Annotated in this window: 28 protein-coding genes; 16 read left to right on the top strand and 12 right to left on the bottom strand. The window is 52.3% G+C overall.

Annotated features, from left to right (window positions below; all coding sequences use genetic code 11):
• From ACOJWD_RS13185 to ACOJWD_RS13160, 6 genes are all read left to right on the top strand, one after another.
• Positions 1-388, top strand: a 388-nt coding sequence (locus ACOJWD_RS13185) for a hypothetical protein (RefSeq protein WP_486993700.1), incomplete at its 5' end; no start/stop codon positions are given.
• On the top strand, positions 372-3,476 hold the full coding sequence (locus tag ACOJWD_RS13180) for an alpha-mannosidase (protein WP_486993699.1): 3,105 nt from the start codon (positions 372-374) through the stop codon (positions 3,474-3,476). The genes ACOJWD_RS13185 and ACOJWD_RS13180, both read left to right, overlap by 17 nt.
• 20 nt (positions 3,477-3,496) lie before the next feature.
• Complete coding sequence (locus ACOJWD_RS13175) at positions 3,497-4,723, top strand: MFS transporter (protein ID WP_486993698.1); 1,227 nt, start codon at positions 3,497-3,499, stop codon at positions 4,721-4,723.
• 842 nt (positions 4,724-5,565) lie between these two features.
• Positions 5,566-5,772, top strand: coding sequence for a DUF3311 domain-containing protein (locus tag ACOJWD_RS13170; protein ID WP_486993697.1), 207 nt, complete (start codon positions 5,566-5,568; stop codon positions 5,770-5,772).
• Between the two features lie 23 nt (positions 5,773-5,795).
• Entirely contained in the window at positions 5,796-7,289 is a 1,494-nt protein-coding gene (mctP, locus tag ACOJWD_RS13165) for a monocarboxylate uptake permease MctP (protein ID WP_486993696.1), read from the top strand.
• Positions 7,290-7,704: 415 nt separating this feature from the next.
• Positions 7,705-8,403 carry a hypothetical protein gene (locus tag ACOJWD_RS13160; protein ID WP_486993695.1) on the top strand — a complete coding sequence of 233 codons (699 nt, stop codon included), beginning with the start codon at positions 7,705-7,707 and terminating at the stop codon, positions 8,401-8,403.
• A 232-nt stretch (positions 8,404-8,635) separates the two neighbouring features.
• Here ACOJWD_RS13160 and ACOJWD_RS13155 read toward each other — a convergent pair whose 3' ends face one another.
• Positions 8,636-8,962, bottom strand: coding sequence for an Mpo1-like protein (locus ACOJWD_RS13155; RefSeq protein WP_486993694.1), 327 nt, complete (start codon positions 8,960-8,962; stop codon positions 8,636-8,638).
• A 163-nt stretch (positions 8,963-9,125) separates the two neighbouring features.
• Between ACOJWD_RS13155 and ACOJWD_RS13150 the strand changes: the two genes are divergently transcribed.
• Complete coding sequence (locus tag ACOJWD_RS13150) at positions 9,126-9,812, top strand: pyridoxamine 5'-phosphate oxidase family protein (RefSeq protein WP_486993693.1); 687 nt, start codon at positions 9,126-9,128, stop codon at positions 9,810-9,812.
• A gap of 209 nt (positions 9,813-10,021) precedes the next feature.
• Here the strand turns inward: ACOJWD_RS13150 and ACOJWD_RS13145 are convergent, their stop codons facing one another.
• Together ACOJWD_RS13145 and ACOJWD_RS13140 are read right to left on the bottom strand one after the other, a co-directional pair.
• Positions 10,022-10,447: a GtrA family protein gene (locus ACOJWD_RS13145; RefSeq protein WP_486993692.1), complete on the bottom strand. Its 426-nt coding sequence runs from the start codon at positions 10,445-10,447 to the stop codon at positions 10,022-10,024.
• Complete coding sequence (locus ACOJWD_RS13140) at positions 10,444-11,574, bottom strand: glycosyltransferase family 4 protein (protein WP_486993691.1); 1,131 nt, start codon at positions 11,572-11,574, stop codon at positions 10,444-10,446. Before ACOJWD_RS13140 ends, ACOJWD_RS13145 begins: the two co-directional genes overlap by 4 nt.
• Positions 11,575-11,854: 280 nt before the next feature.
• Here ACOJWD_RS13140 and ACOJWD_RS13135 point away from each other — a divergent pair, with 280 nt between their 5' ends.
• Positions 11,855-12,130 (top strand): YtxH domain-containing protein, encoded by a 276-nt coding sequence (locus tag ACOJWD_RS13135; RefSeq protein ID WP_486993690.1) that lies wholly within the window; start codon positions 11,855-11,857, stop codon positions 12,128-12,130.
• Positions 12,127-12,549 carry a hypothetical protein gene (locus ACOJWD_RS13130; protein ID WP_486993689.1) on the top strand — a complete coding sequence of 141 codons (423 nt, stop codon included), beginning with the start codon at positions 12,127-12,129 and terminating at the stop codon, positions 12,547-12,549. Before ACOJWD_RS13135 ends, ACOJWD_RS13130 begins: the two co-directional genes overlap by 4 nt.
• A 70-nt stretch (positions 12,550-12,619) precedes the next feature.
• Here the strand turns inward: ACOJWD_RS13130 and ACOJWD_RS13125 are convergent, their stop codons facing one another.
• Genes ACOJWD_RS13125 through ACOJWD_RS13115 form a run of 3 tightly spaced genes read right to left on the bottom strand, consistent with a single transcriptional unit; the run spans position 12,620 to position 14,918 of the window.
• A complete protein-coding gene (locus tag ACOJWD_RS13125) occupies positions 12,620-13,468 on the bottom strand; it encodes a family 1 encapsulin nanocompartment shell protein (RefSeq protein WP_486993688.1) in 849 nt (282 codons plus the stop codon).
• Positions 13,456-14,292 (bottom strand): ferritin-like domain-containing protein, encoded by an 837-nt coding sequence (locus ACOJWD_RS13120; RefSeq protein ID WP_486993687.1) that lies wholly within the window; start codon positions 14,290-14,292, stop codon positions 13,456-13,458. Before ACOJWD_RS13120 ends, ACOJWD_RS13125 begins: the two co-directional genes overlap by 13 nt.
• Positions 14,293-14,348: 56 nt before the next feature.
• The gene (locus tag ACOJWD_RS13115; protein WP_486993686.1) at positions 14,349-14,918 is read right to left on the bottom strand and encodes a hypothetical protein; all 570 of its coding nucleotides are present in this window, start codon (positions 14,916-14,918) and stop codon (positions 14,349-14,351) included.
• 391 nt (positions 14,919-15,309) lie between these two features.
• Between ACOJWD_RS13115 and ACOJWD_RS13110 the strand changes: the two genes are divergently transcribed.
• Positions 15,310-16,164, top strand: coding sequence for a SirB1 family protein (locus tag ACOJWD_RS13110; RefSeq protein ID WP_486993685.1), 855 nt, complete (start codon positions 15,310-15,312; stop codon positions 16,162-16,164).
• A gap of 87 nt (positions 16,165-16,251) precedes the next feature.
• On the opposite strand, the gene ACOJWD_RS13105 is transcribed toward ACOJWD_RS13110, so the two are convergent.
• Complete coding sequence (locus ACOJWD_RS13105; protein ID WP_486993684.1) at positions 16,252-16,965, bottom strand: HAD family hydrolase; 714 nt, start codon at positions 16,963-16,965, stop codon at positions 16,252-16,254.
• Positions 16,966-17,098: 133 nt separating this feature from the next.
• On the opposite strand from ACOJWD_RS13105, the gene mobA reads away from it, so the two are divergent.
• The 4 genes from mobA (at position 17,099) to ACOJWD_RS13085 (ending at position 20,450) form a co-directional block, all read left to right on the top strand.
• Positions 17,099-17,686: a molybdenum cofactor guanylyltransferase gene (mobA, locus tag ACOJWD_RS13100; protein WP_486993683.1), complete on the top strand. Its 588-nt coding sequence runs from the start codon at positions 17,099-17,101 to the stop codon at positions 17,684-17,686.
• On the top strand, positions 17,683-18,186 hold the full coding sequence (locus ACOJWD_RS13095; RefSeq protein WP_486993682.1) for a molybdopterin-guanine dinucleotide biosynthesis protein B: 504 nt from the start codon (positions 17,683-17,685) through the stop codon (positions 18,184-18,186). Before mobA ends, ACOJWD_RS13095 begins: the two co-directional genes overlap by 4 nt.
• Positions 18,183-19,376, top strand: coding sequence for a molybdopterin molybdotransferase MoeA (locus ACOJWD_RS13090; RefSeq protein ID WP_486993681.1), 1,194 nt, complete (start codon positions 18,183-18,185; stop codon positions 19,374-19,376). Before ACOJWD_RS13095 ends, ACOJWD_RS13090 begins: the two co-directional genes overlap by 4 nt.
• Before the next feature lie 93 nt (positions 19,377-19,469).
• Positions 19,470-20,450, top strand: a complete 981-nt coding sequence (locus ACOJWD_RS13085) for a small ribosomal subunit Rsm22 family protein (RefSeq protein ID WP_486993680.1) — start codon at positions 19,470-19,472, stop codon at positions 20,448-20,450.
• Here ACOJWD_RS13085 and ACOJWD_RS13080 read toward each other — a convergent pair.
• From ACOJWD_RS13080 to ACOJWD_RS13060, 5 genes are all read right to left on the bottom strand, one after another.
• Positions 20,404-20,745 (bottom strand): arsenate reductase family protein, encoded by a 342-nt coding sequence (locus ACOJWD_RS13080; RefSeq protein ID WP_486993679.1) that lies wholly within the window; start codon positions 20,743-20,745, stop codon positions 20,404-20,406. The genes ACOJWD_RS13085 and ACOJWD_RS13080 overlap by 47 nt on opposite strands.
• Positions 20,745-21,203 carry a Fur family transcriptional regulator gene (locus tag ACOJWD_RS13075; protein WP_486993678.1) on the bottom strand — a complete coding sequence of 153 codons (459 nt, stop codon included), beginning with the start codon at positions 21,201-21,203 and terminating at the stop codon, positions 20,745-20,747. The genes ACOJWD_RS13080 and ACOJWD_RS13075 overlap by 1 nt, the downstream gene beginning before the upstream one ends.
• A gap of 117 nt (positions 21,204-21,320) precedes the next feature.
• Positions 21,321-22,436 (bottom strand): M20 metallopeptidase family protein, encoded by a 1,116-nt coding sequence (locus ACOJWD_RS13070; RefSeq protein ID WP_486993677.1) that lies wholly within the window; start codon positions 22,434-22,436, stop codon positions 21,321-21,323.
• A gap of 24 nt (positions 22,437-22,460) precedes the next feature.
• Positions 22,461-23,360 carry an arginase gene (gene rocF / locus ACOJWD_RS13065; RefSeq protein ID WP_486993676.1) on the bottom strand — a complete coding sequence of 300 codons (900 nt, stop codon included), beginning with the start codon at positions 23,358-23,360 and terminating at the stop codon, positions 22,461-22,463.
• 130 nt (positions 23,361-23,490) lie between these two features.
• Positions 23,491-24,240, bottom strand: coding sequence for an N-acetylmuramoyl-L-alanine amidase family protein (locus ACOJWD_RS13060; RefSeq protein WP_486993675.1), 750 nt, complete (start codon positions 24,238-24,240; stop codon positions 23,491-23,493).
• 179 nt (positions 24,241-24,419) lie between these two features.
• On the opposite strand from ACOJWD_RS13060, the gene ACOJWD_RS13055 reads away from it, so the two are divergent.
• Both ACOJWD_RS13055 and ACOJWD_RS13050 read left to right on the top strand, forming a co-directional pair.
• On the top strand, positions 24,420-25,730 hold the full coding sequence (locus tag ACOJWD_RS13055; RefSeq protein ID WP_486993674.1) for a helix-turn-helix domain-containing protein: 1,311 nt from the start codon (positions 24,420-24,422) through the stop codon (positions 25,728-25,730).
• 317 nt (positions 25,731-26,047) lie between these two features.
• Positions 26,048-26,286, top strand: a 239-nt coding sequence (locus tag ACOJWD_RS13050) for a DUF981 family protein (RefSeq protein ID WP_486993673.1), incomplete at its 3' end; no start/stop codon positions are given.

The following is a 26,286-nucleotide window of genomic DNA, read 5'->3' as shown; positions in this document are numbered from 1 at the left end:
GGCAGACACCCCAGGTCCTAGCGGCATTCTCGATGGAATTCGTAAGGGCAATGTTTTTATCACCGCGAATGCCACGTCTCCCCAAATTCTCTCTCACCAAGAACCCATTCCCTTTACTCATATGGGCCGTCAACCAGGCACTCTGTCGTTGTCGTTCGATGGCGTAAACGGTCAACGCATCCGCCTGATTGACCAAGACGGTGTGGTCGCAGAACACATGGTCGATGGCGATCAGATGGAGCTCTCTTTTCGCCAAGAAAATAGTCGCTATCTGCGCATTGAAGTTCACCAATGGCACCACGAATGGCGGGTCTGGATGCCACAAGTTCTCACCAATCCCATCTACTTCGAACCCTCAAAGGAGCCTTTATATGGCACGCACCTATGACTTTTGGATCACGGCACTTCGCACCTGGATTATTCGCCGCACCCTCCCATTAACCGATTGGCAGGTGAGCTATGACGGCATCGATCCCACTAAAGACGACAATAGCGAATGGCAACGCTGGGCCCATCCTGAATCGCCATGTCGCCATTTAACGACCACTTCCGAGATGCCTTGGGATGAAGCCGGATTATTCTTCGACGTCGACGGAGAAACCTTATTGCGCATTAACGGTCTGGCCGCTTATGGATTAAATCCCTTTCACCAGCGCTATTATCCTAAGGCGAGTGCGGGAACCTCACTTTGCATTACCTTAGACCAAGTCACTACCGGGCTCATGGGCGTCCCCGCCGCCTCTCCCGGTATTCACCGGGCCGCTTGGATCGAGACCGATGCTACTGCGGAGACTTGCTATTGGGATCTTTCCTGTTTGGTCGAATGGGCCGAGGCGGAAGGCACGCCCACCCACCTCAAACGGTGGCTCCATCATGCTCTTGATGAGGCCCTCAACCCGCTTTATGCGCTCTCTCCCGATGAGACCGCCATACGCGCCTATACGAATCGCCATCCCCATGATGCTGAGGAAGAAGGTCTGGTAGGGGCGCTAAATCGCGGCCCGGTAGAAGGGCTTTTGCCTATTGAGCGTGGTACTCTCGATGCCCATCTCGAAGCCCTTCACGAGAATTTGACGCGCATTTACGAAGAACTGGGCCATCTAGCGCCAAAATCTCCCGGCACCCTCGTCATGATGGGACATGCCCATATTGATTTGGCTTGGCTTTGGCCAATGCAGGAAACGCATCGTAAGGTAATTCGCACCGTCGCGAGCCAATCCCACCTGTTAGAGCGCTATCCCGACTGGATATTTGGCATGTCGTCGCCAGAAATGTGGGAGGTACTTCAAGAAGAGCCTGAACTCTACGCGCGCTGGGTGGAACTCAGCCGGGCAAACCGCGTCAGCGCATTAGGCGCTTTCTGGGTAGAGTCGGACAGCCAATTAGCCCATGGGGTGGCCATTATACGACACCTTCTCTATGGTCTCCGATATTTTGAGCGTGTCACTGGCAAGCGACCGCAACTAGCATTTCTCCCCGACACATTTGGTTTTTCGGGAGCACTCCCCACCCTCTTGGCGAAAGCTGGCATACGCCTCTTTGCCACCACCAAAATTAACTGGAACGATACCAATCGCTTCCCATATAAGGACTTTCGCTGGATCGGTCCTGATGGCTCAGAAGTCCAGGGCAGCCTCTTTGGTAGTTCGCCCGATGGATATAACGGAAAGGCGTCCATAAACGATCTGCGTGCGGCCTTTCATCAATACGCAGAAAGCGGCGTGCAATCCCAGGTCCTCTATGCGATGGGACACGGCGACGGCGGTGGCGGAACGGACGAGAGTATGTTAGAGCGTCTCACACGGTACCGTAAGCTTCCTCTCCTACCAGAGCTGACTCACACCTCCGTTGAAACGCTCATCGCAGAGCGTAATTGGGATCAACTGCCCAAATATCGGGGTGACCTCTATCTGGAATACCACCGCGGGGTGTACACTGCGCAAAGCCAGGTCAAATCGCAAAACCGTTACTACGAAATCGCGGTAACGGCGATGGAAGCGTGGAGTGCGTTGACGGGCGATACCACATCGTTTGAACCGTGGTGGCGAAAACTCTTACGCAACCAATTTCATGACATATTGCCTGGTTCCTCCATACATGCCGTCTATGAGGACTTTTCCCGGGACATGCAGGCGATTCAACGAGGACTAGATGCCGCCCAAGAGAAGATTGAGGCGCGGCTTTGGAGTGCATCCCATTCCCTTCACCTCTTGGTCGGGAATCGCAGTCTCTTCCCGCGTCCACAAGGCACGCTAGAGGTACCCCACGCCACTCCCTTTTCGCTCTACTGGAACGACGCGTGGCATTCTTGTCGCGTTGGACCGTCGGGGCATTTTTTTGTAGATATCCCTGAAGTTCCAGCGCTGGCACTCGCCACCTTCCCTATGAAGGAGCAGTCTCACGATGAGGTATCCTCGGTCACATCCACCGAACAGGCCAACGTGTTTCACTTTCATGGGCCAGAAACGGACATTGAGATTGGGCCTGCAGGCATTACCCAGTTCATTTATCGAGGTCGGGAAATATTAAAAGGCGCGGCCGGAATAGTGGCGTTCTTTCAACATCCGGATCAGTTTGACGCTTGGGAATTGGTCGAACCGCGAAAGCGCGGATATGTCTCACTCACCCACGACCTCCTCCAAGTCACTGAGTGGAATTCTCGCCATGCCACCGTTACCCTCACCCACCATGTCGGTCCCTCGACGATCATTGAACATATCGCGTTGGATAAGATGAGTGACGACATTACCATCAGCTGCGAAATGACACTGCGCGAACGTCACTTGGCTATTCAATATGCGATCCCCACCACGATTGTGACCTCTAACGTCACGCGCGAAACGCTCTGGGGAACCGACCTTTTACCCACTGAACCCGGTGGCCCCAGTGATGTGGCTCGATTCGAATGGGTGGCTCACCGCTTTGTGGATTTGAGTGAACCGCACTTTGGTCTGGCGCTCGCGAACGATGGGCGATATGGTCACTTCGTCGATGGCGGCACCCTCACTCTGACGCTCGCTACGACCCCTCTATATCCGGATCCCAGTGCCGATAGTTCACCGTCTCCAGCCCGTCTCCTCCTAAGCCCGCACCATCGCCATTGGACCGAAGACCATCTTTTAGCCAAGGCCTATGCGTTCTCTCATCCTCCCCTAGTCGCCCAAGGATACCAAGAGGACCCGCAACCCACGATCGTGAACCCCCTCCAAGGGCTGCCGGAAAATATCGCGCTGGTGGGGTTGAAAGGTGCCGAAGACGGGTCAGGAGACCTCATCTACTATTTAGGTGAAATGTGGGGAGATGATTGCGAAGCCACGGTTACCTGGCCCGTTCCAGTAGCTGAAGTCGCCTATGCTGAGATGATTAGCGAATCCTCCCAAACACCGATCACCGTCAGCGACAATATCTCCACAGTGCATCTGGCTCCGCGCAGTCTCGTCGTAATACGGGCGAGGCCGAAAGGCAAAAGGTCATGAGCGAGAGAACCCCATCCCCCATGAACCAGTCATCCTCTTCCCCCTTTGGCTATGGGACCTCGATCACTTTAGGATTAGGGATGTTTGGGATCTCCTTGGCGGCGGGAATTTACAATAGCTACGTACCCCTCTTTATCCGGCACTACATCCCGAGCGCGGCCGTGATTGGCATCATTGTCTCTATTCGCACTCTCATGGGTGTATTTCTTAACATGTACTTTTCGGCTGCCAGCGATCGCAATAGCTCCCGATTTGGTCGACGAATGCCCTATATCTTAATCGGAATGCCCATTACCGGTCTTTTGTTCATACTGTTTCCTTGGCAAATTGGCGCCGCTTTTCTTATTACCGTGGACATCGTGTATGCTGTGGCATCCAACATTTTCTATGCGCCCACCATCGCACTCATGCCCGATGTCACGCCCATAGTCAAACGCAGCCAAGCTTATGGCATTATCAATGCCATGGCTGGATTGGCTGCACTACTGGCATTTTTCATTGGCCCCACCCTGTTCCACGTGGGCCGCTCCGTTCCTTTCCTGGTCGTTGGCATCATGTTTTTCATCATCCCGCTCCTCATGTGGTGGAGGATCAAAGAGCCCGTCGTATCCTCGGACCACAAACCCGCTCTCGGCATCCGCCATTTGCTGAATGCTGGGCGCCGAATTCTTGTCGATAGGAATCGGACAGCGCTATATCTCCTCCTCGCCGTGTTTTTTTGGTCGGGAGGAGAAAGTTCGGTAGAAACCTTTTTTGTAACCTATGGTGTATATCGGCTCCACTTGGCCTCGTCCGTCGCCGTCATCACGATTGGCCTTTTCGCCCTAGCCTATCTCCTCTTTGCTGTACCCAGTGGATTCCTCTCGGCGCGGATTGCACGCCGCACTCTGGTCATGGAGGGAACCGTGGGACTGGCGCTGTCCTTCCTCGTCCTGGGATTCTTAACTCATATTTGGCCGATACGGGTGTTCGCCCTGATTGCTGGCGGATTTTGGGCTTTTGTTAATATTAATGGCTATCCGTGGTTTACCACCCTGGCCAACCCAGCTGATGTGGGGGCTTATACCGGGCTATGGTTGATGGCCGCGGGTCTTGGAAATTTTCTTTGCCAACCCGCCATCGGCTTTCTGATGGATCATCTCGGCTATAATTGGCTCTTCTATGGGGCGGGCATTGCCGTATCGATCGGCTTTATCGCACTCCTTCTCACCAAGCGAGAATTGTCTCCCGTGAACGTGAACACGTGATCCATCGAGACGGGCGATGCGTACAAAATTCCTGAGAACGAGAAAGGACCGCCTTCTCTTGACGGTAGAGACTCCAGTAGGGGAGTGTTGGGCGAATATCACAGCCCCAGCCCGGCATACGCGGCAGAGGAGCCGCGATTTAATAAGCTCATCCCTCCCTCCATGGCCAAATCCTATGCGGAGATCCCCTGCTAAGTCATGCCAAGATGACCCCACTGTCCGCTGAAAATCAGCCCAAAGAGCCTTAAGATACGAGAGATGGGGATAGGCTCCGCATTCCGGAACGCCAAAATAACGATGACAAAGGTCGCACCCTCGTCACAATGGTAAACGGCGGTTGATAGGATGCAAATGATGCCGTGGAAGCCACCGACAGCGTACTACGACGAACGCCTGAACGAGTGGGCAGACACCTACAGGACACCACTTTTCCACTACCAACAACTCTTTTCCTGGCTGTATCGCCGTCCAGCTTCCTACGTGGGTCGCGACGTATCACATCTTCCATCCTCCCTCTGAACCCGCCCCAGCACATCGAAACGCTGGGCCGAGCAACACAAATAACATCATAATACCTTCCACAACGGACAGAAACTTACCTTAAGAAGGCTCCTAAAGGAAATCCGCCGCGCGCCGAGTTCAAATGGGTCATATCGTGGCGCGACCTGAAGACATTGCTAGGTAGCATGCCCTCATGCGGCTTTTGAGGGAAATACCGTCATCCTTGAAAATCCCCATTTCACCTAAGATATCACCTATTTGGCGGGCTAGATATTGACATCGTCGTCAGTATTGAGTGAATATTATGCCTCAATAGGAAGTGAACCGAGGAGGTGAAAAATGTGAGTAACTCTCGGAAGCGAGGCTGGGCGTGGTTGTTTCTCATTCCATTCGCAGCCCTCTTATTCCCGATGCTCTATGCGCATCAAAATCCCGTTATCGCGGGGTTCCCGATGTTCTACTGGTACTTGATCGTGTGGATTGTACTGACGGGGATTATTAGCGCCATCGTGTACGCTCTGACTGGCCCCTATACCGACGAAGACTAATCGAAAATTAGGAGGGAACGACTGTGAATTGGACGGAGTTTACCGTCTTCGCGATTCTCTTTATTCTTGTCGCAGTAATCGGCTTTATGTCTTCTCGTTGGCGGTCTGGCAATCTCGACTTGCTGGATGAATGGGGCTTGGGCGGCCGTCAATTTGGGACATGGATCACATGGTTTTTGATCGGTGGCGACCTCTACACAGCTTATACATTCATTGCCGTTCCGGCCGCCGTCTATGGTCAAGGCGCCATGGGCCTTTTTGCGGTGCCCTATACGATTTTAGTATTCCCCATCATGTTTTTAGTGATGCCACGCTTATGGCAAGTCTCCAAGCGCAATGGATACGTGACACCGGCCGACTTTGTGCGCGGCCGCTATGATTCACGGGGGCTAGCGCTGGCCGTAGCCATTACGGGGATCCTAGCCACCATGCCCTACATTGCGTTACAACTAGTCGGCATTCAAGCAGTTCTCAAGGTGATAGGAATTAATGGCGATTGGCCACTCATCATCGCCTTCGCGATATTGGCAGCCTATACCTATCTTAGTGGACTGCGCGCACCCGCTTTAACCGCTATTGTAAAAGACGCACTGATATATATCACCATCATTGTGGCCGTCATCGTCATCCCCTTAAAACTGGGCGGGTTTGGCTCCATCTTTCATGCCGCTCAGGTCACGTTGCCGACCTTAAAAGTTCCGGCTAGTTCAATTCTTCCCAGTGGAGACTTTAGCGCGTTTGCCACATTGGCGTTGGGGTCGGCGTTCGCCTTGCTCCTCTATCCTCATGCAGTGACCGGGGTATTAGGATCAAAAAGCGCCAATACCATTCGCAAAAACGCCTCGTTGTTGCCGTTGTACTCGGTGGCGCTGGCCTTTATTGGATTGTTGGGATACATGGCCATTGCCGCACACATCCATTCCAAAGTAACTAGCTTAGTGGTGCCTCTACTGTTCGCCAAGATGTTTCCTGCCTGGTTTACGGGATTTGCATTTGCGGCCGTGGCTATCGGCGCCCTAGTTCCGGCGGCGATCATGTCCATCGCCGCAGCGAACCTTTTTACGCGCAATATCTATAAAGAATATTTTCGCCCGCAAGCGACCGCCAAACAGGAATCCCATGTGGCAAAATTGGTCTCCCTACTCGTAAAGGCGGGTGCATTGGTATTTGTCGTGGCCATTCCGGAAACCTACTCCATAAACCTGCAACTGCTCGGAGGTATTTGGATCTTGCAGACGATGCCGTCTATCGTCATCGGCTTATATAGCCGATGGTTTCATCGAACCGCGCTTATTATTGGCTGGGCCGTGGGAATGATCTTAGGGACATTAATGGCCGCATCGACGGGCTTTAAAAGCTCGGTATTTGCACTACACCTGGGACCTTTGGTCATTCCCGTCTATGCCGCAGTGTGGGCTGTAGCCGCAAACTTCGTAGTGGCCATTGTTCTCACTTGGGTTTTTAATGCAGCACAGGTGTCATCCGGAGAAGACCACTCCATTGAGACTATTGCTTAACGTTGAATGACGGGGAGGGCAGGACTTTGCCCTCCTTTTTTTCATGGGCGCCCCGCACACGCGATGCAAAGTCACGGTGGATCAAGGATTTAGAGAAAAGGACTTCGAATCCGATCTGTTGAGAGACTCCATTCGAACCCATGGGACCGTTTGCTGCTCTCTTTATCAGCTCGTAATCCTCACCTTCGGATCCTCATAGAGGCCCCTTTCGCGGCGAAAACCTGCCTGCCCGCCCACCAATTTTTCCCCGTGTCTCAATCCCTAGCTCCGTAAATAATACTTTCATCATTCTGTGCATGGATACAAATCTTGTGCGTGGTTCGTTATGCGATAGGATACCTGTTGAGTCGGAACCGATACGAATTCCAGGAACCGCAGACGCTGAATAGACTTCTTACACGAACGGAGTGGCATCATGAATCAGCCTAAGGCCTTTGAACGACAATACCGCGCAGTAATTCGCAACGAACGACTGACAGCTTTGGCGGGCGCCGTGCTATTAGTGGGCTTTATCATTGATCTCTATGCGACCACGGATCTTAATAAACTCATCATGGTCCATATCTTTATCGGAGCCCTGCTAGCCGGACCACTCATCGTCAAGCTTTCTAGCGTCGGCTACCGATTTTTTAGCTATTACGGCAAGTCGCCAGCCTTTATAGCCAAAGGTCCCCCTAACGTTTGGCTACGTCTTTTAGCCCCATTTCTAATCCTCGTTACGCTGACCCTCTTTCTCAGTGGAGTCGCGTTGGCTCTTGAAGGAGGCCCAACCAATCGATTGATCTTTTTGATTCACGCAGGCAGTGCCGCCATATGGATTCCTCTTATTGTAGTGCACGTCTATGCCCACATCCATCAGGTCCCACGCGCCGTCGCCAGTCATTGGGACTCCTCCTCTCCCGATGCCCTATCAGGGCGGATTAAGCGTCTGCGGATTACTATCCTGTCCCTCATCATAGGGGCCTTGGGCGGACTCCTGCTCACTCGTTTGGCGTCTCCATGGAAGCATATCCACTTCCCCTCGGGGATACAAAGCCCCGTGATATTAGGGATCGGCGCCGCCGTCATCGCCATGTTCATCGCGGTGCCGTTACTGCGTGGCGCAAGAGAATAGCGATACGGTAGGTCTAGGATGAGGGACATCAAAGCACCCCTATTTTCACGAGACCGCTATGGCTCAGAATTGATCCATCGTGGATACCAAGGTTTGTTACCGCACCGAGTCACACGCAGTCGAGCCTCTATTCGCCCACGATTGAGAAGAAGATGTGAGTGCACACCAAAAAATCGGGCCAGATATCCGCTGGCCCGTAGTAGAATAGATAATTTCTCTGTCGTCCTATAAGCTACAGTAACTTAAACGTGTTCACCGTCTCCGTCAATCCCCGAGTTAACATCAATCGATACAGTAAAATGTCGGCCCTGATCGACCAAACGGGATGGTGGAATGAGAGTGGACGGTTCTTTTCCACGAGAAAATGACCTATCCAGGAGCATCCATAGCTCACCGCTAGGGCAATCACGACGTAAATCCAATTCCACGAAATGATACCCAGTAATAGGGCGATAATTCCTGCGCTGGTCCCGACAAAATGCCATAGTCGGGTGGCAAGCGCCTCGTGGCCCTTCAGGTAGTCCAGCCAAAACGCATAAAATGTCGGTGCGTTCGACAATGTCTTCCCCTCCTATGGATACCTTCGCGAAAATTTCGTTTTTTCCTGCCATCTGGAAATTCGGTGACCTCATCCACCTCACGATATCGCCCTGCGCTAATCTCTTCCTTCTCGAGGAGAAATACGGCATGATGAACAAAATAGACGAGAGGCGTGGTATCGTATGGACGCAGCGTTACCAAAGAATCAAGTGAAACGTCATCCCGAGCGAGGCTATTACGACGAAGCAACCATTAATGCGATTCTGGATGAGGCGTGGTATTGCCATGTTGCCACCGTACGAGAGGCCATGCCCATCGTTATCCCCACGCTTCATGTCCGCAGAGATCAAGGGCTCTATATCCATGGAGCGGTAGCCGCGGGAATGTTCAAAGATCTTGCGACGGAAACTCCCATTTCTGTCGCGGTCACACTCATGGATGGCATCGTTCTTGCGCGTTCTCTGTATAATCATTCGGCCAATTACCGGTCCGTGGTGATCTTTGGGGTCGCGCGAGAAGTGAGCGAAGCGCAGGAAAAGTTAGCCGTGCTCAAAGCGCTTTCGGATAAGATTGCCCCGGGTCGTTGGGATGATGCAAGACAGCCCACCGCTTCGGAACTCAAGGCCACCCGGATCTTCCACCTACCACTGCAACATGCTTCGGCTAAAATCCGCACTGGACCGCCCATTGACGACCCAGACGATTTAGAGAGGGCCACCTGGTCGGGAATTTTACCTCTCTTGACTCATCGCGGCGCTCCCGTACAGACGCCCGAGCAAAACGGATCCCCGCCCTTACCCGCTTACTTGGCGCACTGGCAAGACACTCCGGAGCCTATGACGGACGTGGCACAACCCGACACAGAATAGAGCGCATCATAGCACGGCGCCAGTCAAAGGACAAATCCGCGCGAGGGACATTGCACAATCGGACCACAGTGAGCCCGGGCAACGAACACCATGGCAGAGAGAGGGGTCTTTAGTGAGATGGGTAGCTTGGCGAGCGGAGAGAAAAAGTGCCAAAAAGCCCGCTGTTATCTTGGCTCAACGAGCGACCAGGCGAAGTGGCAGCCTCTCTTTTAGGCAAAAACCACCAATTTCATCATAAGAAAACTTGTCAGGGAAGCGAGGAACATGGCCAGGAGCTTCGCAATATTGTTGGCTAACACATGATCGATGGCATGGGTCTCCGCAATCCAGGGAGCAATAAACCCTAAGATAAGGTCATTGACCACCAAATTGATAACCGATTGTACCAAAAATAGCAACCTCTGGCGCATGGCACCAGGTCCATTTTTGCGCCGCTGGCGGCGAAATGTCCACCGGCTATTCCAGATATAGCTATTCAAAATGGCGGCCAGCACAGCGATGGTATTGTAGACCACAAGTCGCTGCACATTATGAGTCGGGGCGAGAAAATAGAGTCCATTAAATACTCCCAAGTCGATTATGGCGTTGCCAAAACCGACAAAGACAAACTTTAGCAACTGCCACAGTCGCTTCATGCAGTGCTTCCTCGTTGTTCGGCAATAATTTCACTGTACCAATTCACCAGTTCCACCGTCGGTAATCGCCACCCCCATCGCTCCGCTTCATGGCGTGCGCGTCGTGATAACTCCTCGCGACGGGCAGAATGCATCAATTCGTGGACACGCTCCCCAATGGTTTCAGGGCGATCCGCATGAAAGAGCAGCCCAGCTCCACTTTGATCCGTCAATTCATGGGTCGGCTGACTCTCCGCCGCGATGATTGGTAGACCCGAGGCCATCGCTTCAAGCAACACCAATCCCAAGGTGTCCGTCGTCGAAGGAAACACAAATACGTCTGCCGAAGCATAAGCTTCCGCGAGTTCTTCACCATGCAAGGTCCCCATAAAGGTGGTGGGTTTATGGCGGTATAATTCTTGTAAACTCCCCTTAGCTGGTCCATCACCAACGAAACTCAAATGTAGGTTAGGATTGGCCTCAAAAAGTGCGGGCAAACGATCGAGTCCTTTTTCTAAAGCCACGCGTCCTACCGATAGCGCAATCATGCGGTCCGGATGCCCGTCAGTCAACCGATTGCGCATGGCCTCCGTGCGTTTAGACGGTGAAAAAAGTTGCAAATCGACCCCGCGAGTCCACACTCGGACATTTTTAATGTTTTGCTCAATGAGTTCTTGACGCACCGCTTCAGAGGTGGCCAAGTTTAAATCCGCTCGATTATGCAACGCCCGCAGGCAAGCCCAAATAGCGGGTTTGGTGAACCCCAAGTGATAAAATTCCGCATAGCGCGCAATATTAGTATGATAGGACGCCACTAAGGGACGGCCCTGCCCGACGGCAGATAATACGCCACCCCATCCGATCACAAAAGGGTTCACGGCATGCACGATATCGGGATTAAATTCCCGGATATAATGACCGATACGCGGCAAAGGCATTCCCCAGGGCTTACCTCCGTATATGAACCCTACGCTGACATTGGGAACATCGCGCACAGGAATTCCCTCGAACATGGCTTCGCCACCGCGCGGTGCAATCACCAGCAATTCATGGCCCATTTTCTTCAATTCACGTAACGTCGCAACAATCCTCGTTACCACCCCGTCGGTTGACGGTAACCACGTTTCGGTAACAAACACAATTCTCATGAAGACCAGCCTATCTCCCTGTCTTTTGAGGGTTAGCCCGCCCGCCACCGACGAGCAGTCTGAAGTCCGAACCATTAATGAGTCCACGAAATGAAACCAGCCTAGTATACCACAAGAGAGTCCCTCGCCACATCAAACCTGACCATAGACGCGCGGCACACTATATCCCATATTACCATCTTTACGCTGCCAGGACATCCACTCCAGCGCATGGAACGGGGTTTCCTAATAAGCCAAATTGTGTCACAATGGTAGCATGAAATTTAGGGAGGCGAAACGAATGGACGATAGAACATGGGATCGTGTAACGGGGCTCCTCTTAGGAGCTGCAATAGGATTTGCTGCCGGTATCTTGTTGGCTCCAACCACTGGCACAGAAACTCGTGAAACGATTAAAAAGAAAACGCAAGGAACCTTAGATCAAGTCTCTGGGGGCGTCAAGGACATTCGAGACAACCTCACTAAAAAAGGGCAGGAATTATGGCGTCGGGGCACGACGGAGATTTCGCTGGACGACGATGAGGCATCTCATGAAGGCGCCGAGGAAAACGCATGAGTAGCGCCACTGCGCTCACTATTATTGCAATTTCAGTGGGCCTCTTAGCGTTATTTGCGATTGTCGCGATTATCTTCCTGTTGCGCTTGGTTGTTCACCTCATCTCCTTTGAAAAAACCTTGGTAGAGGAACTAGCCGAGCTAAGAACCTTGGTCGCCCATGTGCGAGAGACGACTGACCGGGTGGGACATACCGTCCGCGATGTCCAAGTCGCCGCCCAAAGAGTCGGAACCATCGTCGGCGCAGTTGCCACGCTGTTTGCTGGACGAGCTGCATCCAAGTCGGATACTGCTCAGAGAAAGCGGGCTTGGTGGGTGACAGGAGCGTCTCTTGGATGGTCGCTCATAAAGAAGCGTCGTCAGAAGGCTCGCAAGAAGACCGCCGTACTTCCGGCACAGGACAAAAGCGTATCCCTTTAAAATCACCCCAGAAATCATGTCTGGGGTGATTTTCTTTTGTTGCTTATGGTATGCCGAGACCGATGACGGCTCAAGGGATTTCGGGTCCCTCAATCAATTGACAGACCGCCCCGGGTCGCTTAATCCTCAGGGAGAACGTTTCCAATACGCGAAAAATGTGGTTCATTCGAGTGGATTCCACAAAGGCCACATGTAAGTCCAAGCCTATTGCCAAATCCATGTTTTCTGTCCCAGGCGCCACCACGAGCACCGTTTCGTCGGGAATGAGCGGTGATTGATACACCCCCCCTTCCACCAGCTTCTGGATCTGTTCCACCTCCAACACCCCAGAATCGCCATATAATCGATGCCAGGTCGCATAGGTCGAGACCCCCGCCACCACCGTGAATGGGGGCATAAATCCGGCAGAAGTTAGATGACTCACGGCACGTACCACGTCCCGGAATCCGCTTTGGGGCTCATCCCATCCTGCGCTCTCAATCACATGACGTCCGTCGACGGTGAGTAGTCCTTCGACATTCTGCTCGGGAATGCCATGAAAAATTGCGTGATCCTCAGCCAGGGCCACAAAGCTCGCCGCTGCCTCCGCTTTCGACCAATCCAATCGATTCCCGGTCGTCCTGGCCTCTTCGAGATCCCTCCAATCCAAAATAAAGTCTTTAAAGAGGACCGGAACACGTTGGTAAACACGAATGGTCTCGACCTCATTGTCTTCTTCGCCCTGCATACTGACCCGAGCTAAGTCCAAACCGGGGCTGCGATCCACCTGAATAACTTGAACTCCGGCTCCGATGGGGCCAAACAGCGGTACAAAGCGCCGCGCCACCAGTTGGCGACGAGCCACTTGAGTGACTAACCCTTGCAGTTCAGACCACTCCGCTTCGTTGATCGGAGCCTCCTGGCGATTCAATATGTCCATGAATTATTCCCTCCTTCGACGGCGGACCCAACCGTCCATTCGCTGTCTCGAGACATTTTTTGTTGATATCGTTCGTGACTAATAATGCGATCAATCAACGGCACCATAGGTGCCATCTCGGTGTTCGCCCAAGACCGTAATTGCTCGTATAACGCCATTTCGTCCTCCCAGGTTTCACCTGCATGGAGAACGAATTGGGGCGCGCCTCCTATATCGGCGAGCGCTTCTGCCACCCACGCCAAATGGCGCATCTCCTCCACGGCCTTCTCCTCCGAGTTGAGCCCAACTTGGCGGGTGTGTCGACTGAGAAAGCTCTCCAGTAAGTACCGCAAAATTTCTTGGTACTCCTTTGAGACCAGCGTTTCTAGTCGCCGAGCAATATGTTCAGAAGGCGTGTCTTCGTTCTGCGGCGACGGTTCAGCATAACGCTCTTTGAGTTCAACGAACTGGCGACGATGGTCTCTCTCATCAACAACGATACGGCCAATGAGTGTCTGGATCCGGTCATCCGCGATATCGCGCTGATGCGCAAGATATTGGCTAATGGCTTCCTCTTCCGCGTCAATATCATATTGGATAGCTTCCATTCCATTAAGCAACGGAAGCACCTCAGGCGGTGTCAAATCGGGAGTGCCACCAATAGCGACGATACTGTGCGCCAACCACTTAAAATGACGCATTTCATCGCGGGCAATCGCCTCAATGTTCGGCCCAAATTGCTTGACTACCGTCCAAGCGTGGGTCAGGTAATGAATAATCGCCTGATGCTCGCCCATTAAGTCCTGATTTAACAAGATAATCTGATCTTCACGGCTGTGGACCATTCTCACGGCTCCTTTCGGCCAATTCAAGACTAGTATGCCGAAGGGCGAAGAAAACATCACGATTTAGGACTGTCACCATCCATTCGCTCTTTGAGATGACTTAACTCACGTCCCATGTTTTGCATCTCGCGTTCCGCCATACTGAGAAATTTTTCTAGTTCTTGATGCCGGTCTTGGTCTATTTCCATGAGGTGTCGAACCTCATTATATAAATCGAGGGCGCGGTCTAATTCCTGTCGCAAATTCTTCATCCGACCATCCATCACGAGCCGCTCGTGCCGTGCACGTTCCGAGGTCATCAAGGGGGCCAACAATTGTCGCAACCGCAGATCATCAGATGAAAGCCGAATGTCGATATGATCACTACTGGTCCGGGCGGATTGGATCCATGTCAACGCATCTGGAACCGGGACGCCACGCACATACCCCTGCCAGGGAGATATGGGCAACTCAATGCGCCGATGAGCAGAAATGGCCATTTGCCACTCTGAGCCACCTTCCAGCGAATCCACGAATCGCACACGTCCAACATTGGAGAGCAAGAATCCTACAATCATTTGGAGGGCGGGATTCTGAACCGTAATGCGCCCCAAATACACTAACAATTTATCGATATCGTCGCGCATAACCTCACCATACCTGTATCACGGCTGGTTTGCAACACGTCGCATTGGTGGGTGCGCCCAGAATATCCAAGATTTTTCGTATAAATCCGAGGATTACCATGATCATCAGACACAGTTTGTACTAACATAGGAATTACCCCATCGGTCGGCGTGGTTGAAAGAAAATATCCCATAGTGCTGGCGGCCGGTGGATTGGGCATAATATTGGAAAGACCATCCATCGCACCCATTGGCGCTTGCATTAATAGAGCCTGTTGGGAAGGAAAACCACACTGAAGAGCGAATAATATGATACGGCTGACAACAGCCCTCACCTTGAAGGTCGTTGTTCCATATACTGGAGGTAACACTTAGCCGTACAGTACGTAAATGGAGAAAGGAGCGGACGGCCATGAAGTCACTTACAGAAGGGGAAATTCGCGCGCTGATACATTTGTTGGGCGATGACGACATTAAAACGGCTCAAGTTGCGCGAAAGACGCTCATTGATGCACGTACTCAGGTCGAACCGTATCTTCACGAAGCGCGTTCCTCGGCCGATCCACATGTGCGTACTCGGGTCTACAGTATACTGGAGCGCCTACGTTTAGATGAACTGGGACGACGCTTTGATCGATTCTGTGAAATGCCCTCAGCCTGGATCGACCTCGAAGAGGGGGCCTTTCTGATTGCGGAAGCAGGATACCCCAGTCTTAACCGCAATCACTATCGGACAATGCTTGATGACATGGCCACCGATTTTAAGCGGCGCACGGAACACCATGGCAATCTACGCGGCCGTGAACTCATTGAGGCGCTAAATCAATACTTTTTCGAAGACTTAGGGTTCGCAGGCAATGAAGACGGATATTACGATCCCGACAACAGCTACATTAATCAAGTACTAGACCGTCGACTAGGCATTCCGATCAGTCTGTCAGCTGTCTATTTACTCATTGCCCGTCGACTGCGCATTCCCGTCGTCGGCATTGGTATGCCAGGGCATTTCTTGCTCCAATACAACGACAGTCTATTTATTGATCCCTTCCACAAGGGCCGCCTCCTGAATCGGGGTGAATGCGTTCAATTTTTGATGAATAACGGATTCGGATTTCATCCGGTGTACTTAAGTCCTACCCCTACACGATTCATGTTGGTACGAATGCTCACCAACCTCATCCAAATCTATAGCACCCAAGACCCTGATCGAGCTGACTCTCTGACCGCATTTCGAGATATGCTGATGCATGCATACGCGAAAGTCTAACGCATGTGTTGTATTGCGGCGCCATGTGGAGTCCTGTCATCAGCGGTCGGGAGACCCTCCTGAAGACGGGCTCCATTTTTGTCGCTCTCATTGAAGATAATCTAGCACGTGATGAACTGAGCCCCTCATGGTCCCGGACGGTATCTTGACATCACCGCTAAGCTCCACCAACGCCTCCTGAACCCAATATACCGCCATTCCCGCCGCGTGAGCGGGAACAATATCCTCTACCAGGTCATTACCCACCATGAGCCAGTGCTCGGGCGAAATGCCTAACTGATCAGCCGCTTCCGCGTAATAATCGGGTTGGGGTTTTGTCGTATGGACCGTCTCCAACGACGTCCGCAAATCAAACGGAAAGCCCTCGAGGCCAGCCCACTCGAGACGCGCGTCGATGGCCACCCGAGGAAAAAGCGGGCTCGTGAGCAACGCGACTTGATAGCCACGCTCCTTTATGGTGGTTAAGAGCCCCATCACCCCGTATATCGGCCAGGTCAGTCGCGCCAGTGCGGGAAATTGGTCAACATAAAGTCCCTGCAGCAACGATTCAATCTGGTCTCGCCTCAGCCCTGTTCGCGATTCAAAGCGACGATAAAAGAAGTCTTCCAGTCGTTCCTCGTCGGGACCCTTCGCCATCATCTCTTCCATGCTGGTATAAATTTCTTTCACCAACGATCCCTGGGAAGGGAATTTTTCCCTCAGTGTGGTATCTAACATTGAAATATATGTGGAAATGAAGTCTGGTCCCAAGCGAATCAGTGTATCATCCAAATCAAATGCGACAACTTTAATTGATTGCATAAACTCCTCACCCTATCTCCGTGTCAAGCTTGATGCCCGCGAAATCTCGATTGATGCGTACAGATTTCCCATCCACGCGACGCACAGACTTAGTGTACCATGTAAGAAACGAACATCGAAGGGACGACTAAGAATGGTTTCATGTGACGGCGTGGTCCTCGCTGGCGGGCAGTCACGACGGATGGGAAGCTCCAAAGGAGACCTCGAATTGAGTCCCGGTATCACTTTGCTTGACCATGCGGTGACAACGCTCGAGGCTATTTGCCAAGGGCTAATTTGGGTGTCTCGGCCCTATGCGCATGCCGTGTCTGACGCCCGGGAACTTCCTGACAGCGCCCCCAACCGTGGACCCTTGCAAGGCATCTTGGAAGCCTTCAGGCATAGCTCCAAAGACGTGCTAGCTGTGCTAGCTGTAGACTTGCCCTTAGTGACCTGTGATCTCTATCACCTTCTCTACGCGGCTTGGCGACAGTCATCTCTTAAAGCAGACGTCGTCTATGGATATGTTCTAGGTGGAGACGAACAGCCACTCGCCGGATGGTGGCATCGGCGGTCCATGGAAGCGTTAGAGCGCGCAGCGTCCCAATCTACCGTTCCCCGAGTTCAGTCGGTATTAGAAAATCTGACGGTGTTACGGATTGCTCTGGCGGATCCGCGATGGATTACCAACGTGAACACCCCGGTACAGTGGCTAAGTTTTCGCGGCGAGAGCAGCCGATGAGGATACTGCACATTGCGGGAATGTCCAATTCTGGGAAGACCCGACTGATCGAAGCACTAATCCCCATGCTCCCCGTGCACGAAGTGCTCAAGTGGACTCACCACACACTGCCAGCCGATCCCATAGAGAGCGATACGGGACGATTTCAGTCTTTAGGGACGCGTACACTTTTGGCTGGTCCCGAGGGGATTTGGGGCCATATGGCCGTACCGCGAGAACAAGTATACGCGTGGCTTGCGCAAAGTCTTGGTGATGATGACCTACTGATTGTGGAAGGCGATAAAGGTTCCGTATTTCCTAAGATTTGGATGGGTGCTGGAGACATTCCTCAAGAATCGATTTGCTTAGTCGTCAGTCCATCCCCTCCGCCATTGAACGGCCCTCCCTGGATTGCGTCATCGATGCCTCCCGAGGAGGACGAAATTAGGGCGATTGCTCTTTATCTATCTCAGCACTGGCAAGAATATACCTATCGCATTTCAGGAGGACAATACCCATGAGTCAGTATGTCACCGTCGAAGACGCGCGAGCCCTTATCAGAGAGCGATTACCCAAAGAGAGGCCCTCGAAGCGTGTACCCCTCGCCCAAGCTTTGGGACTATCTCTCAAAGACACCATATACACAGAGGACGATATCCCCCCGTTTTCTCGAAGTGCCATGGATGGTTATGCACTGCGATCGGGGGATACTCCTGGAACACTGCGGGTCATGGGAACGAGTTATGCCGGATCACAATGGTGGACTCCTCTTCAAAAGGGTGAATCGGTCCGAGTCATGACGGGAGCGCCGATTCCCCCAGGCGCCGACACAGTGATTGAACAAGAGCGCGTAGAACTTCGTCTCAATACTATCCGACTCCATGACACCGTCAAACCCCAGCGTAACATCATGACAAGAGGCCATGAATATCCCAAGGGCAGCATGGTGCTTCAGTCTGGGACTCGCTTAACGCCTATAAATATAGGCCAATTAGCCAGCCTCGGACTGACCGAAGTATCGATCGTGCAGCCTCCCACGGTTCTCATATTGACCACCGGCGATGAACTCCAAGACGAATCACCCTTGTTGCCCGGCAAAATCCACAATACTAATGGCCCTCTCCTAGAAGCCTTATGTGCCGGTTTTCAGGCGCAAATTTTCCGATCACATTTAGCTGATGATCCTGATATCATTAAAGAAGCCTTGAAAAATGCTCAAAACCAATATGACTTGATCCTCACCACGGGCGGCGTCTCTGTAGGTGAACGCGATTTCTTGCCGCCGCTGCTTCATGAGAATTTTGACCGTCTTTTTTGGCGCGTCGATATGCACCCTGGAAAAGCCATGGCAGCCGCAATGATAGGCGATACACCGCTTCTAGCATTGTCAGGAAATCCCGGCGCCATGCTTACTAGTTGGTTCGTCATTGTCGCCCCCATCATGGCGACATTGTGCCAAAGCTCGTTTACCCTCAAACAGGTTCAAGGCCGCCTGGCCGCGCCATATCCCAAACCCACCCGAGAAAAGCGATTTTTGAAGGCTCGATTCCAATATCATCCGTCAGGACTGGTATTTGACATCATTGATAACCAGTCATCAGATGCCTTGACGTCATTTGCTGAAGCGGATGGCTTAGTCATGATCGAAAATGGGAGCCCCCCACAAGATGAAGGGACGGTATTGCACGGGTTCTGGCTTCCCTCATTTTGACACCATCGAGAATAGTCCTTAGAATCGAACCACCTAGTGCCTAACAACAGGGAGGGCTAACCCACGGAACTACCATGGCCATTGAATGAGGCATTGCGCAATCTCGCCAGCCATACCTCACCCAAGGAGCTTGCCACGCCGACAGAAAACCTGATCGATCGCTATCACCGGAGAGAACCCACATCTCTTGCGCATCAGGCGACTGCCAAAGACGCTCGTGCCTATGCGATATCCCGCATGCCGTCAACCTATGGAGCGATTCGTTCAGCACTTCACGCCGTTCAGGAGATCCTGCCCGACTTCGCACCAAACACCCTCCTGGATGTCGGTTCCGGTCCCGGCACCGCGATCTGGGCAGCCACTGACGCATTTCCATCTCTCACGCACATCACTGCGATCGAGCGCGAGTCGGCCATGATAGACCTAGGGCAACAACTCGCACAATATGCCCCATCGTCACCAATCAAAGACACCACTTGGCTTTCAACCTCTCTCAGTGTCGACGCGGTGGCGCGGAGTTATGATCTCATCATCGCATCGTATGTGATGGGGGAATTACCCCCCAAAGACCGGCTCACCTTAATAGAGCACATATGGGCTCACAGCGCGACACTGTTGTTAATTGTTGAACCAGGCACCCCCAGTGGATTCGAGTGCGTGCGAGCACTCCGCATGAGCCTTCTGGATAACGGAGCTTATGTTGTGGCTCCATGCCCCCATTCCGATACCTGTCCCATCCCAGCGCATGACTGGTGTCACTTTGCTACCCGAATCGCTCGCTCTCGACTCCAAAAGCAATTGAAAGGAGGCAGCGCTCCCTATGAAGATGAAAAATTTTCTTACGTCGCCTTGAGTAAGTCCGCAATTCATAACGGGGTAGCTCGTGTCATTCGCCATCCGAGACATGATCCTGGTCGCGTGACCGTGCGTCTTTGCGACAATGATGGACTCAGGAACGATACGATCACCAAAAGTACTGGTGCCGCCTTCCGCATTGCCCGCAAACTTCGTTGGGGCGATCGATTCATCACCCCAACAAAAGAGACTCCCATTGATCCGGATCAAATCCGATAAAAATCTGGCCTTGGTGCACCACAATCGGTCGCTTGATAAGTCTCGGTTCTTCGGCCATAAAGGTGATCCAGTCTGATGCTTCCCGCACTTTGGGCTCATAGTGCTTGAATTTTGTGCTCCTCTTAGACAAGAGCGGGTCAATCCCTCCCGCTAATCGGACTAACTCCCCTAAGTCTCCAACCGTTAACGGCTGACTCATAAGATCCCGTTCTTCATCAAGCACGACCTCTTGGTCCCGAAGCCAGGCCCGAGCCCGGTTCGAAGTGCTACAGCGACGATAACCATAAAAAATCATCATTTGACTCCTTTAGATTGTTTCTGGGCACAATCGTAGCAGGTGCCATAAAACTTGACTTCATGATCTAAAACCACAAATCCGCGTTTATCACGCAAGGTTTCTTCTAATTGCGACAAGAGATCCTCTTGAAATTCTTCCAATCTCCCACAGCGCACGCACTGCAAGTGATGGCGTTGATGCGCACTTGCACTAGCAAGGTCGATTTCATACCGTATACGTCCGTCGTTGCGACCAACCTGAGTAATAATCTTCAGCTGGGTCAAGATGTCTAAGGTCCGATAGATAGTCGCCATCCCGACATCACGAAATTCTTGATGCACCACTTGATACACTTCATCGGCGGATAGGCGCTCACCCGGTCGTTGCAAAAATGTTTTTATAATGAGCTCCCGCTGGGGCGTTAGGCGCTTCCCGCTCGCTTCCAAACGCTGATATATCGAAGACGTCTCGACCATCCGACTCCTCCTCTAGTAGACCCTAGTCTATCATCCTGTGGCACCGATTGCACTTCATAACACCTAAGATAACAAAGAGACCTCTCACACGAGAGGCCTCTTGATCGACCGCGCAGGCTACAGCGTCAATGTCCGATAGAGAGCTTCAACACCGAGCGGTAAAGCCCGTTCATCGAGGACAAAATGCGGCGAATGGTGAGGAGGAGAACCGCCTGCCTGGCCACAGCCAAGAAATAGAAAGGCTCCGGGTTTATGCTGCAGATAATAAGCAAAGTCCTCGCCTCCCATGGAGGGTTCGGGAGTGTCAACCTGAACCAACCCTTTGAGGGACTCAGCCCACATCTCAGCTTCGTTCTCATGATTCATCACGACCGGGTAGCCCTTTTGATAAGAGACCTTTGCCGTCGCCCCATAGAGTGCGGCCGTCCGTTGAGCGATATGGTCGATTTCTCGAGCGATCACTTGCTGCGTTTCTTCAGAAAACGTGCGGACGGTACCAGTAATATCCGCGGTCTCTGCGATAATATTAAACGTGTGCCCACCGTGTATTGTCCCGCAGGTCACGACGGCCGGCTCAAATGCTCGCACTCGTCGGGACACAATCGTTTGCAGGTTCACCACAATTTGGGACGCAATAAGCACCGCATCTTGGGTCTCTTCGGGTTGCGAGCCGTGACCTCCGCGACCGTTTACGTGAATGGTAAATTGGTCGGCATTCGCCATCATTGCGCCGCCCTTTATGCCTACCGTACCCACGGGATCATTGGCCCAAACGTGCAATCCATAAACGGCGTCAATGTCATCCAACACACCGGCTGCAATTAACGGCAAGGCTCCGCCCGGAGGACGTTCCTCCGCTGGCTGAAAGAGGATGCGTACCCGTCCGGGGAATGTCTTCTCCTCCACTAATCGGTCCGCGAGCGCCAGAGCGATAGCCATGTGCCCATCGTGACCACAAGCGTGCATCACTCCAGGATGTTCCGAGGTAAAGGGGAGGCCGGTTTCTTCAGGTAACGGCAATCCATCCATGTCCGCCCGTATCGCAATGCGCTTACCAGGCATACGGCCTTCAATGTCGACGACAATTCCTGTCTCGCCGATGAGACGCGGCGCCAACCCTAAACCCTCTAAATGCTGCACAATGTAGTCGCGGGTCTTCATTTCCGAAAACGCCAGTTCCGGAATGCGGTGTAAGTCGCGCCGGTACTGCACTACCTGTTCTTCCCATGCCATGTCCCTTGACTCCTCTCCGAACTCCTAAATAATGCGATGCCCCAGCGCGGAGGCAATCAGATTAGCCGCTAATTCGCCGGTACGATTATGTTCGTCTAGTATCGGATTGACCTCAACCATTTCCATCGATGTCACGACATCGGCTTCAGCTAGTAATTCCAATGCCAGGTGAGCTTCACGGTCAGACAGTCCCCCACTGTAGGGCGTACCCGACCCCGGGGCATAGAGTGGATCTAATGCATCGATGTCAAAACTCACATGAATGCCGTCGGTCCCAGTCGTCAGAATGTCAATCGCGCGAGCCATGACTTCACGCATGCCATAACGGTCCACCTCATGCATTGAAAATACGGTGGCCTTACTTTGTCGCAAGGCTTCCGCTTCAGCGGGGTCCAGTGTTCGAACCCCTATGTAGACAATCTTGGCTTCATCTAGAAATTGTCCTTTGAAAGGAATAGCGAGGTCGGTATGGCTTCGTCCTGCGGCGACCGCGACAGGCATTCCATGGATATTACCGGAAGGGGACGTCGTTTCGGTATTAAAATCGCCATGCGCATCAAACCATAGCAATCCGATTTTAGGACGCACCCGCAAAAGACCAGCGATGGTTCCCATCGCAATCGAGTGATCTCCTCCCAACACTAAGGGATATTGACCTTCGGAGAACACCTTCTCTACCGTTCGAGCCAGGACTCGATTCACTTTGACGATTTCATCCATATACTTCAAGTGTGGGTCAGTCTGCTCCCGGCTTTCTGGTACCGGAACGGACAAATTCCCAATATCATTCACCACGTGACCCGCTTGACGCAGTTTCTCATGTAATCCAGCGTAGCGGATTGCACTCGGTCCCATATCGACTCCGCGACGGTCGGCTCCATAGTCCAGGGGCACACCGATAATGCTGATGTTTTTAGGTGTCATCATGAGCTCCTTTCGAAATCTAAGAGTATTATAACCGTTCTGCGGAGCTCATCCATGCCAGGGCAAGGTGCATGTGCGCCGGTCACGCTAACTGGGTTGAAAGAGAGAGAACAGAAATCTTCTGCTGCGTTTAATCTCGAATCAGCAATTCTGTCGGAGGTGGTGTTTGCAAAAGTTGAGCCGGCCATCGGCCCTTCAGTAGGTAGCGTTCCGTTCCAATAAAAATGTACCAGGTGAGATCCTTTTGATAAGTGGCGTTCATGAGCTTCATTTCTTCCCGTGGATTCGTAATAAACCCGACTTCCACGTTGATCGCAGGCATTTTAGCATAGCGCAGCATGTATTGGTCAATGCGTTTCACCTCACGATGGGTACCGCTATAATATTGGAGCTCTTCTTGGACGTCATGCGCCAGGTGATAGCTGGCCGCCCCATCCCAATAGAAGGTTTGCGGACCATGATAACTAGAAGATCCAGAATTACAGTGAATGTCAATGAGAATGTCGGCTCGTTGTTGATTTACCCAATCCATTCGTTGCCGCACTCGATATTTCCGATTGGGAGGAATGTCTTTGGCATTCGACCAGGTCATTAAGACACGGGCACCGGCCATTTCAAACCAGGTTCGCAATTGCAACGCGACTTCCAAGTTAATTTTATCTTCCGATGTTTCACGACCACGAGCCCCCGGGTCAAATCCCCCATGTCCGGGATCCAGAATAATCGTTCTTCCTCGCAATAAATCTCCTGCAAGCGGCGGCATGCGACTCGATTCTTCGGCGACGGTCCCGGTGACCTCGCCGCTCAAAAGAAATCCTCCCACCAAGACTGCTGTTGCCACCACTGCCACTAGGCGCCCCCACCAATGATCAGCGCGCACGATAGGCCTCCCTTGACTTTGTCCTAATGGAGGCTTATTCCGAGCGAACAATAATCATTCGCAAATTTCATCATCAATCCCACTACCCCGTAGGGATCGGCAAAAACTTGCCTGACGCCAGGAACAGTTATGTCAAATTCTATTTTACTTATGATACATTAGAATTAGGAGGGATGAAGATGGTCGGAGTCAAAATTCGCGACCTGCGAAAGAAACTTGGCTTTACTCAAGAACAATTAGCTGGTTCCGAACTAACTAAGAGTTACGTTAGCCAGGTGGAGTTAGGCCGCATTCGACCATCGCGTAACGCTCTAGCCATTATGGCTCGTCGGCTAGGTAAACCTTTAGGTTATTTCCTTGAAAATGATGACGACATCCGGACTGTCGATGTGCTTTTAAAAGCGTCCCAAGCGCTCTGGTCCAGTGGTCGCTTAGACGAAGCCCTGGTTGGCTTGAAAGAGGCATACCTCTTAGCGGAACGAATGGGCCGCGACGACATTTTGGCTCGCATCCAGGCTACCATGGGCTATTTAGAAATGACCCGAGGTGACTATGACACCGCTATTCATCACTTCAAACGATCTCTTGAAGAATTATCCCCTCAAGATGCTCCTAAAGAATTCATCGAGACAACCTCGGCACTAGCTCGGTCGCTACACCATATTGGCAATACCCACCAGGCGATTGGCTATTTTGAGAAAAGTTGTTCTATCAGCATTGACCTACCCGACCTCGGTGTGGCGAAATCAGACGCGTTAATGCATTATGGCGACTTTTGCTTTGAACTTGAAGAATGGACGTCCGCATTAGACCTATACCAAAGGGCGCACGATATATTGTTGCAATCCCCGGTTCACGTTCCCTTTCGAGAGCCTGAACTGTTAACACGTGTGGCCACCGCGGCCTGCTCCCTTCATCAGCAGGAATTGGCGTTTACGACAATTCAGACCGCCCTAGCCCAAGTGAAAACGCTTCCTTCCAGTGATGCCAGTCATCGATTGCGCGTCGATATGTCCCGATGCTTGATTCAACTGCAACAGTATGACACCGCGCACCAGTTGCTCCGCGAGAGCCTCACCTACTTTGACCAAAATGGCCAACCTGAGGAGCTCTTCGGAGCCCTAGTGATAGGCTATTTCCTGATTCGAGGAGGACGTCGTGACGATTTGTTTGACCTATACTTTGATGTCTCGAAGAAACTTCCCGGTACTGGGAAAGGCGCGATCCTAAGAGCCCAGGCGTTGATTCTCCACGCAGAATTTGTTGCCGACGATGCCGTAGACGTGGCTATCCATGACGTCAATGAAGCGCTCGCGCTAGATCCCGACAACGACGATGTAAAGATCCGGTATTACACGCTACTAGCCAAGGCCGGATCATCAGAAGCGTTAGCTCAATTGTGGAACTTATTGCGAGACACCCCTACGCATGAACCCCGTAAATTTAGTACCACCCCGTTTTTGAGTGGGCATCACGCCCACTATCGGTAGATTCATCGCAACAACAGCACATCGCCTCTAACTTCACACATCTCGCAGGCTCGCTTCTAGAGGAGCCCACCTGCACCATGAAGATCTCCTTAGCCCACCATGATAGTACGCCCATCGTCATCCCCCGTGGTCTCATCAGACCTATTTGGCGGTCTTTTTCTTCCCCGAATATCCTCTCAAAAGGGTCCCAATGGTCTGGCTTTCCATAGGCCGATTGCCCAGTGGCAGTGGCGAGCGGATATTTCATACTGACGGTGCAATCGATAGGATTTTTATCCATTTCGTGATGGGCAGAGAGACAAAGGAGAGTGGCCGAGATGTTTACCGATTACTTAGCGGTGATGTTAGTCAATTTGGGGGCGGGACTGGCGCTGTTAGCCCACTACCTCTATGTGAAGCCCGCCCAAGAGAACCGGAAGAGTTGGGCCGCGGGCTTCTTTGCCGTCGGCTTATTGGGCCTGGTGACCGCGGTGCCGATGGTGATTACCTGGCCGCTCCCCGGCGGGTATAACGTGGCGTATGGCGAACCGGCGTTGTTCTTTAGCGTCCTCTTCCT

The sequence above is a fragment of the Sulfobacillus sp. TH-112 genome (genome assembly GCF_057473405.1).
This window is presented reverse-complemented; position numbering and strand designations above follow the sequence as displayed.

Excerpts from the sequence above, each read along its gene's own strand:
- ACOJWD_RS13130 (WP_486993689.1), top strand. The coding sequence starts at position 12,127 with ATGAGTAGCGCCACTGCGCTCACTATTATTGCAATTTCAGTGGGCCTC.
- ACOJWD_RS13175 (WP_486993698.1), top strand. The coding sequence starts at position 3,497 with ATGAACCAGTCATCCTCTTCCCCCTTTGGCTATGGGACCTCGATCACT.
- rocF (WP_486993676.1), bottom strand. The coding sequence starts at position 23,360 with ATGACACCTAAAAACATCAGCATTATCGGTGTGCCCCTGGACTATGGA.
- ACOJWD_RS13135 (WP_486993690.1), top strand. The coding sequence starts at position 11,855 with ATGGACGATAGAACATGGGATCGTGTAACGGGGCTCCTCTTAGGAGCT.
- ACOJWD_RS13120 (WP_486993687.1), bottom strand. The coding sequence starts at position 14,292 with ATGGTCCACAGCCGTGAAGATCAGATTATCTTGTTAAATCAGGACTTA.
- ACOJWD_RS13055 (WP_486993674.1), top strand. The coding sequence starts at position 24,420 with ATGGTCGGAGTCAAAATTCGCGACCTGCGAAAGAAACTTGGCTTTACT.
- ACOJWD_RS13145 (WP_486993692.1), bottom strand. The coding sequence starts at position 10,447 with ATGAAGCGACTGTGGCAGTTGCTAAAGTTTGTCTTTGTCGGTTTTGGC.
- mobA (WP_486993683.1), top strand. The coding sequence starts at position 17,099 with ATGGTTTCATGTGACGGCGTGGTCCTCGCTGGCGGGCAGTCACGACGG.
- ACOJWD_RS13115 (WP_486993686.1), bottom strand. The coding sequence starts at position 14,918 with ATGCGCGACGATATCGATAAATTGTTAGTGTATTTGGGGCGCATTACG.
- ACOJWD_RS13105 (WP_486993684.1), bottom strand. The coding sequence starts at position 16,965 with ATGCAATCAATTAAAGTTGTCGCATTTGATTTGGATGATACACTGATT.
- ACOJWD_RS13125 (WP_486993688.1), bottom strand. The coding sequence starts at position 13,468 with ATGGACATATTGAATCGCCAGGAGGCTCCGATCAACGAAGCGGAGTGG.
- ACOJWD_RS13075 (WP_486993678.1), bottom strand. The coding sequence starts at position 21,203 with ATGGTCGAGACGTCTTCGATATATCAGCGTTTGGAAGCGAGCGGGAAG.
- ACOJWD_RS13095 (WP_486993682.1), top strand. The coding sequence starts at position 17,683 with ATGAGGATACTGCACATTGCGGGAATGTCCAATTCTGGGAAGACCCGA.
- ACOJWD_RS13160 (WP_486993695.1), top strand. The coding sequence starts at position 7,705 with ATGAATCAGCCTAAGGCCTTTGAACGACAATACCGCGCAGTAATTCGC.
- ACOJWD_RS13150 (WP_486993693.1), top strand. The coding sequence starts at position 9,126 with ATGGACGCAGCGTTACCAAAGAATCAAGTGAAACGTCATCCCGAGCGA.
- ACOJWD_RS13080 (WP_486993679.1), bottom strand. The coding sequence starts at position 20,745 with ATGATTTTTTATGGTTATCGTCGCTGTAGCACTTCGAACCGGGCTCGG.
- ACOJWD_RS13070 (WP_486993677.1), bottom strand. The coding sequence starts at position 22,436 with ATGGCATGGGAAGAACAGGTAGTGCAGTACCGGCGCGACTTACACCGC.
- ACOJWD_RS13140 (WP_486993691.1), bottom strand. The coding sequence starts at position 11,574 with ATGAGAATTGTGTTTGTTACCGAAACGTGGTTACCGTCAACCGACGGG.
- ACOJWD_RS13110 (WP_486993685.1), top strand. The coding sequence starts at position 15,310 with ATGAAGTCACTTACAGAAGGGGAAATTCGCGCGCTGATACATTTGTTG.
- ACOJWD_RS13180 (WP_486993699.1), top strand. The coding sequence starts at position 372 with ATGGCACGCACCTATGACTTTTGGATCACGGCACTTCGCACCTGGATT.
- ACOJWD_RS13090 (WP_486993681.1), top strand. The coding sequence starts at position 18,183 with ATGAGTCAGTATGTCACCGTCGAAGACGCGCGAGCCCTTATCAGAGAG.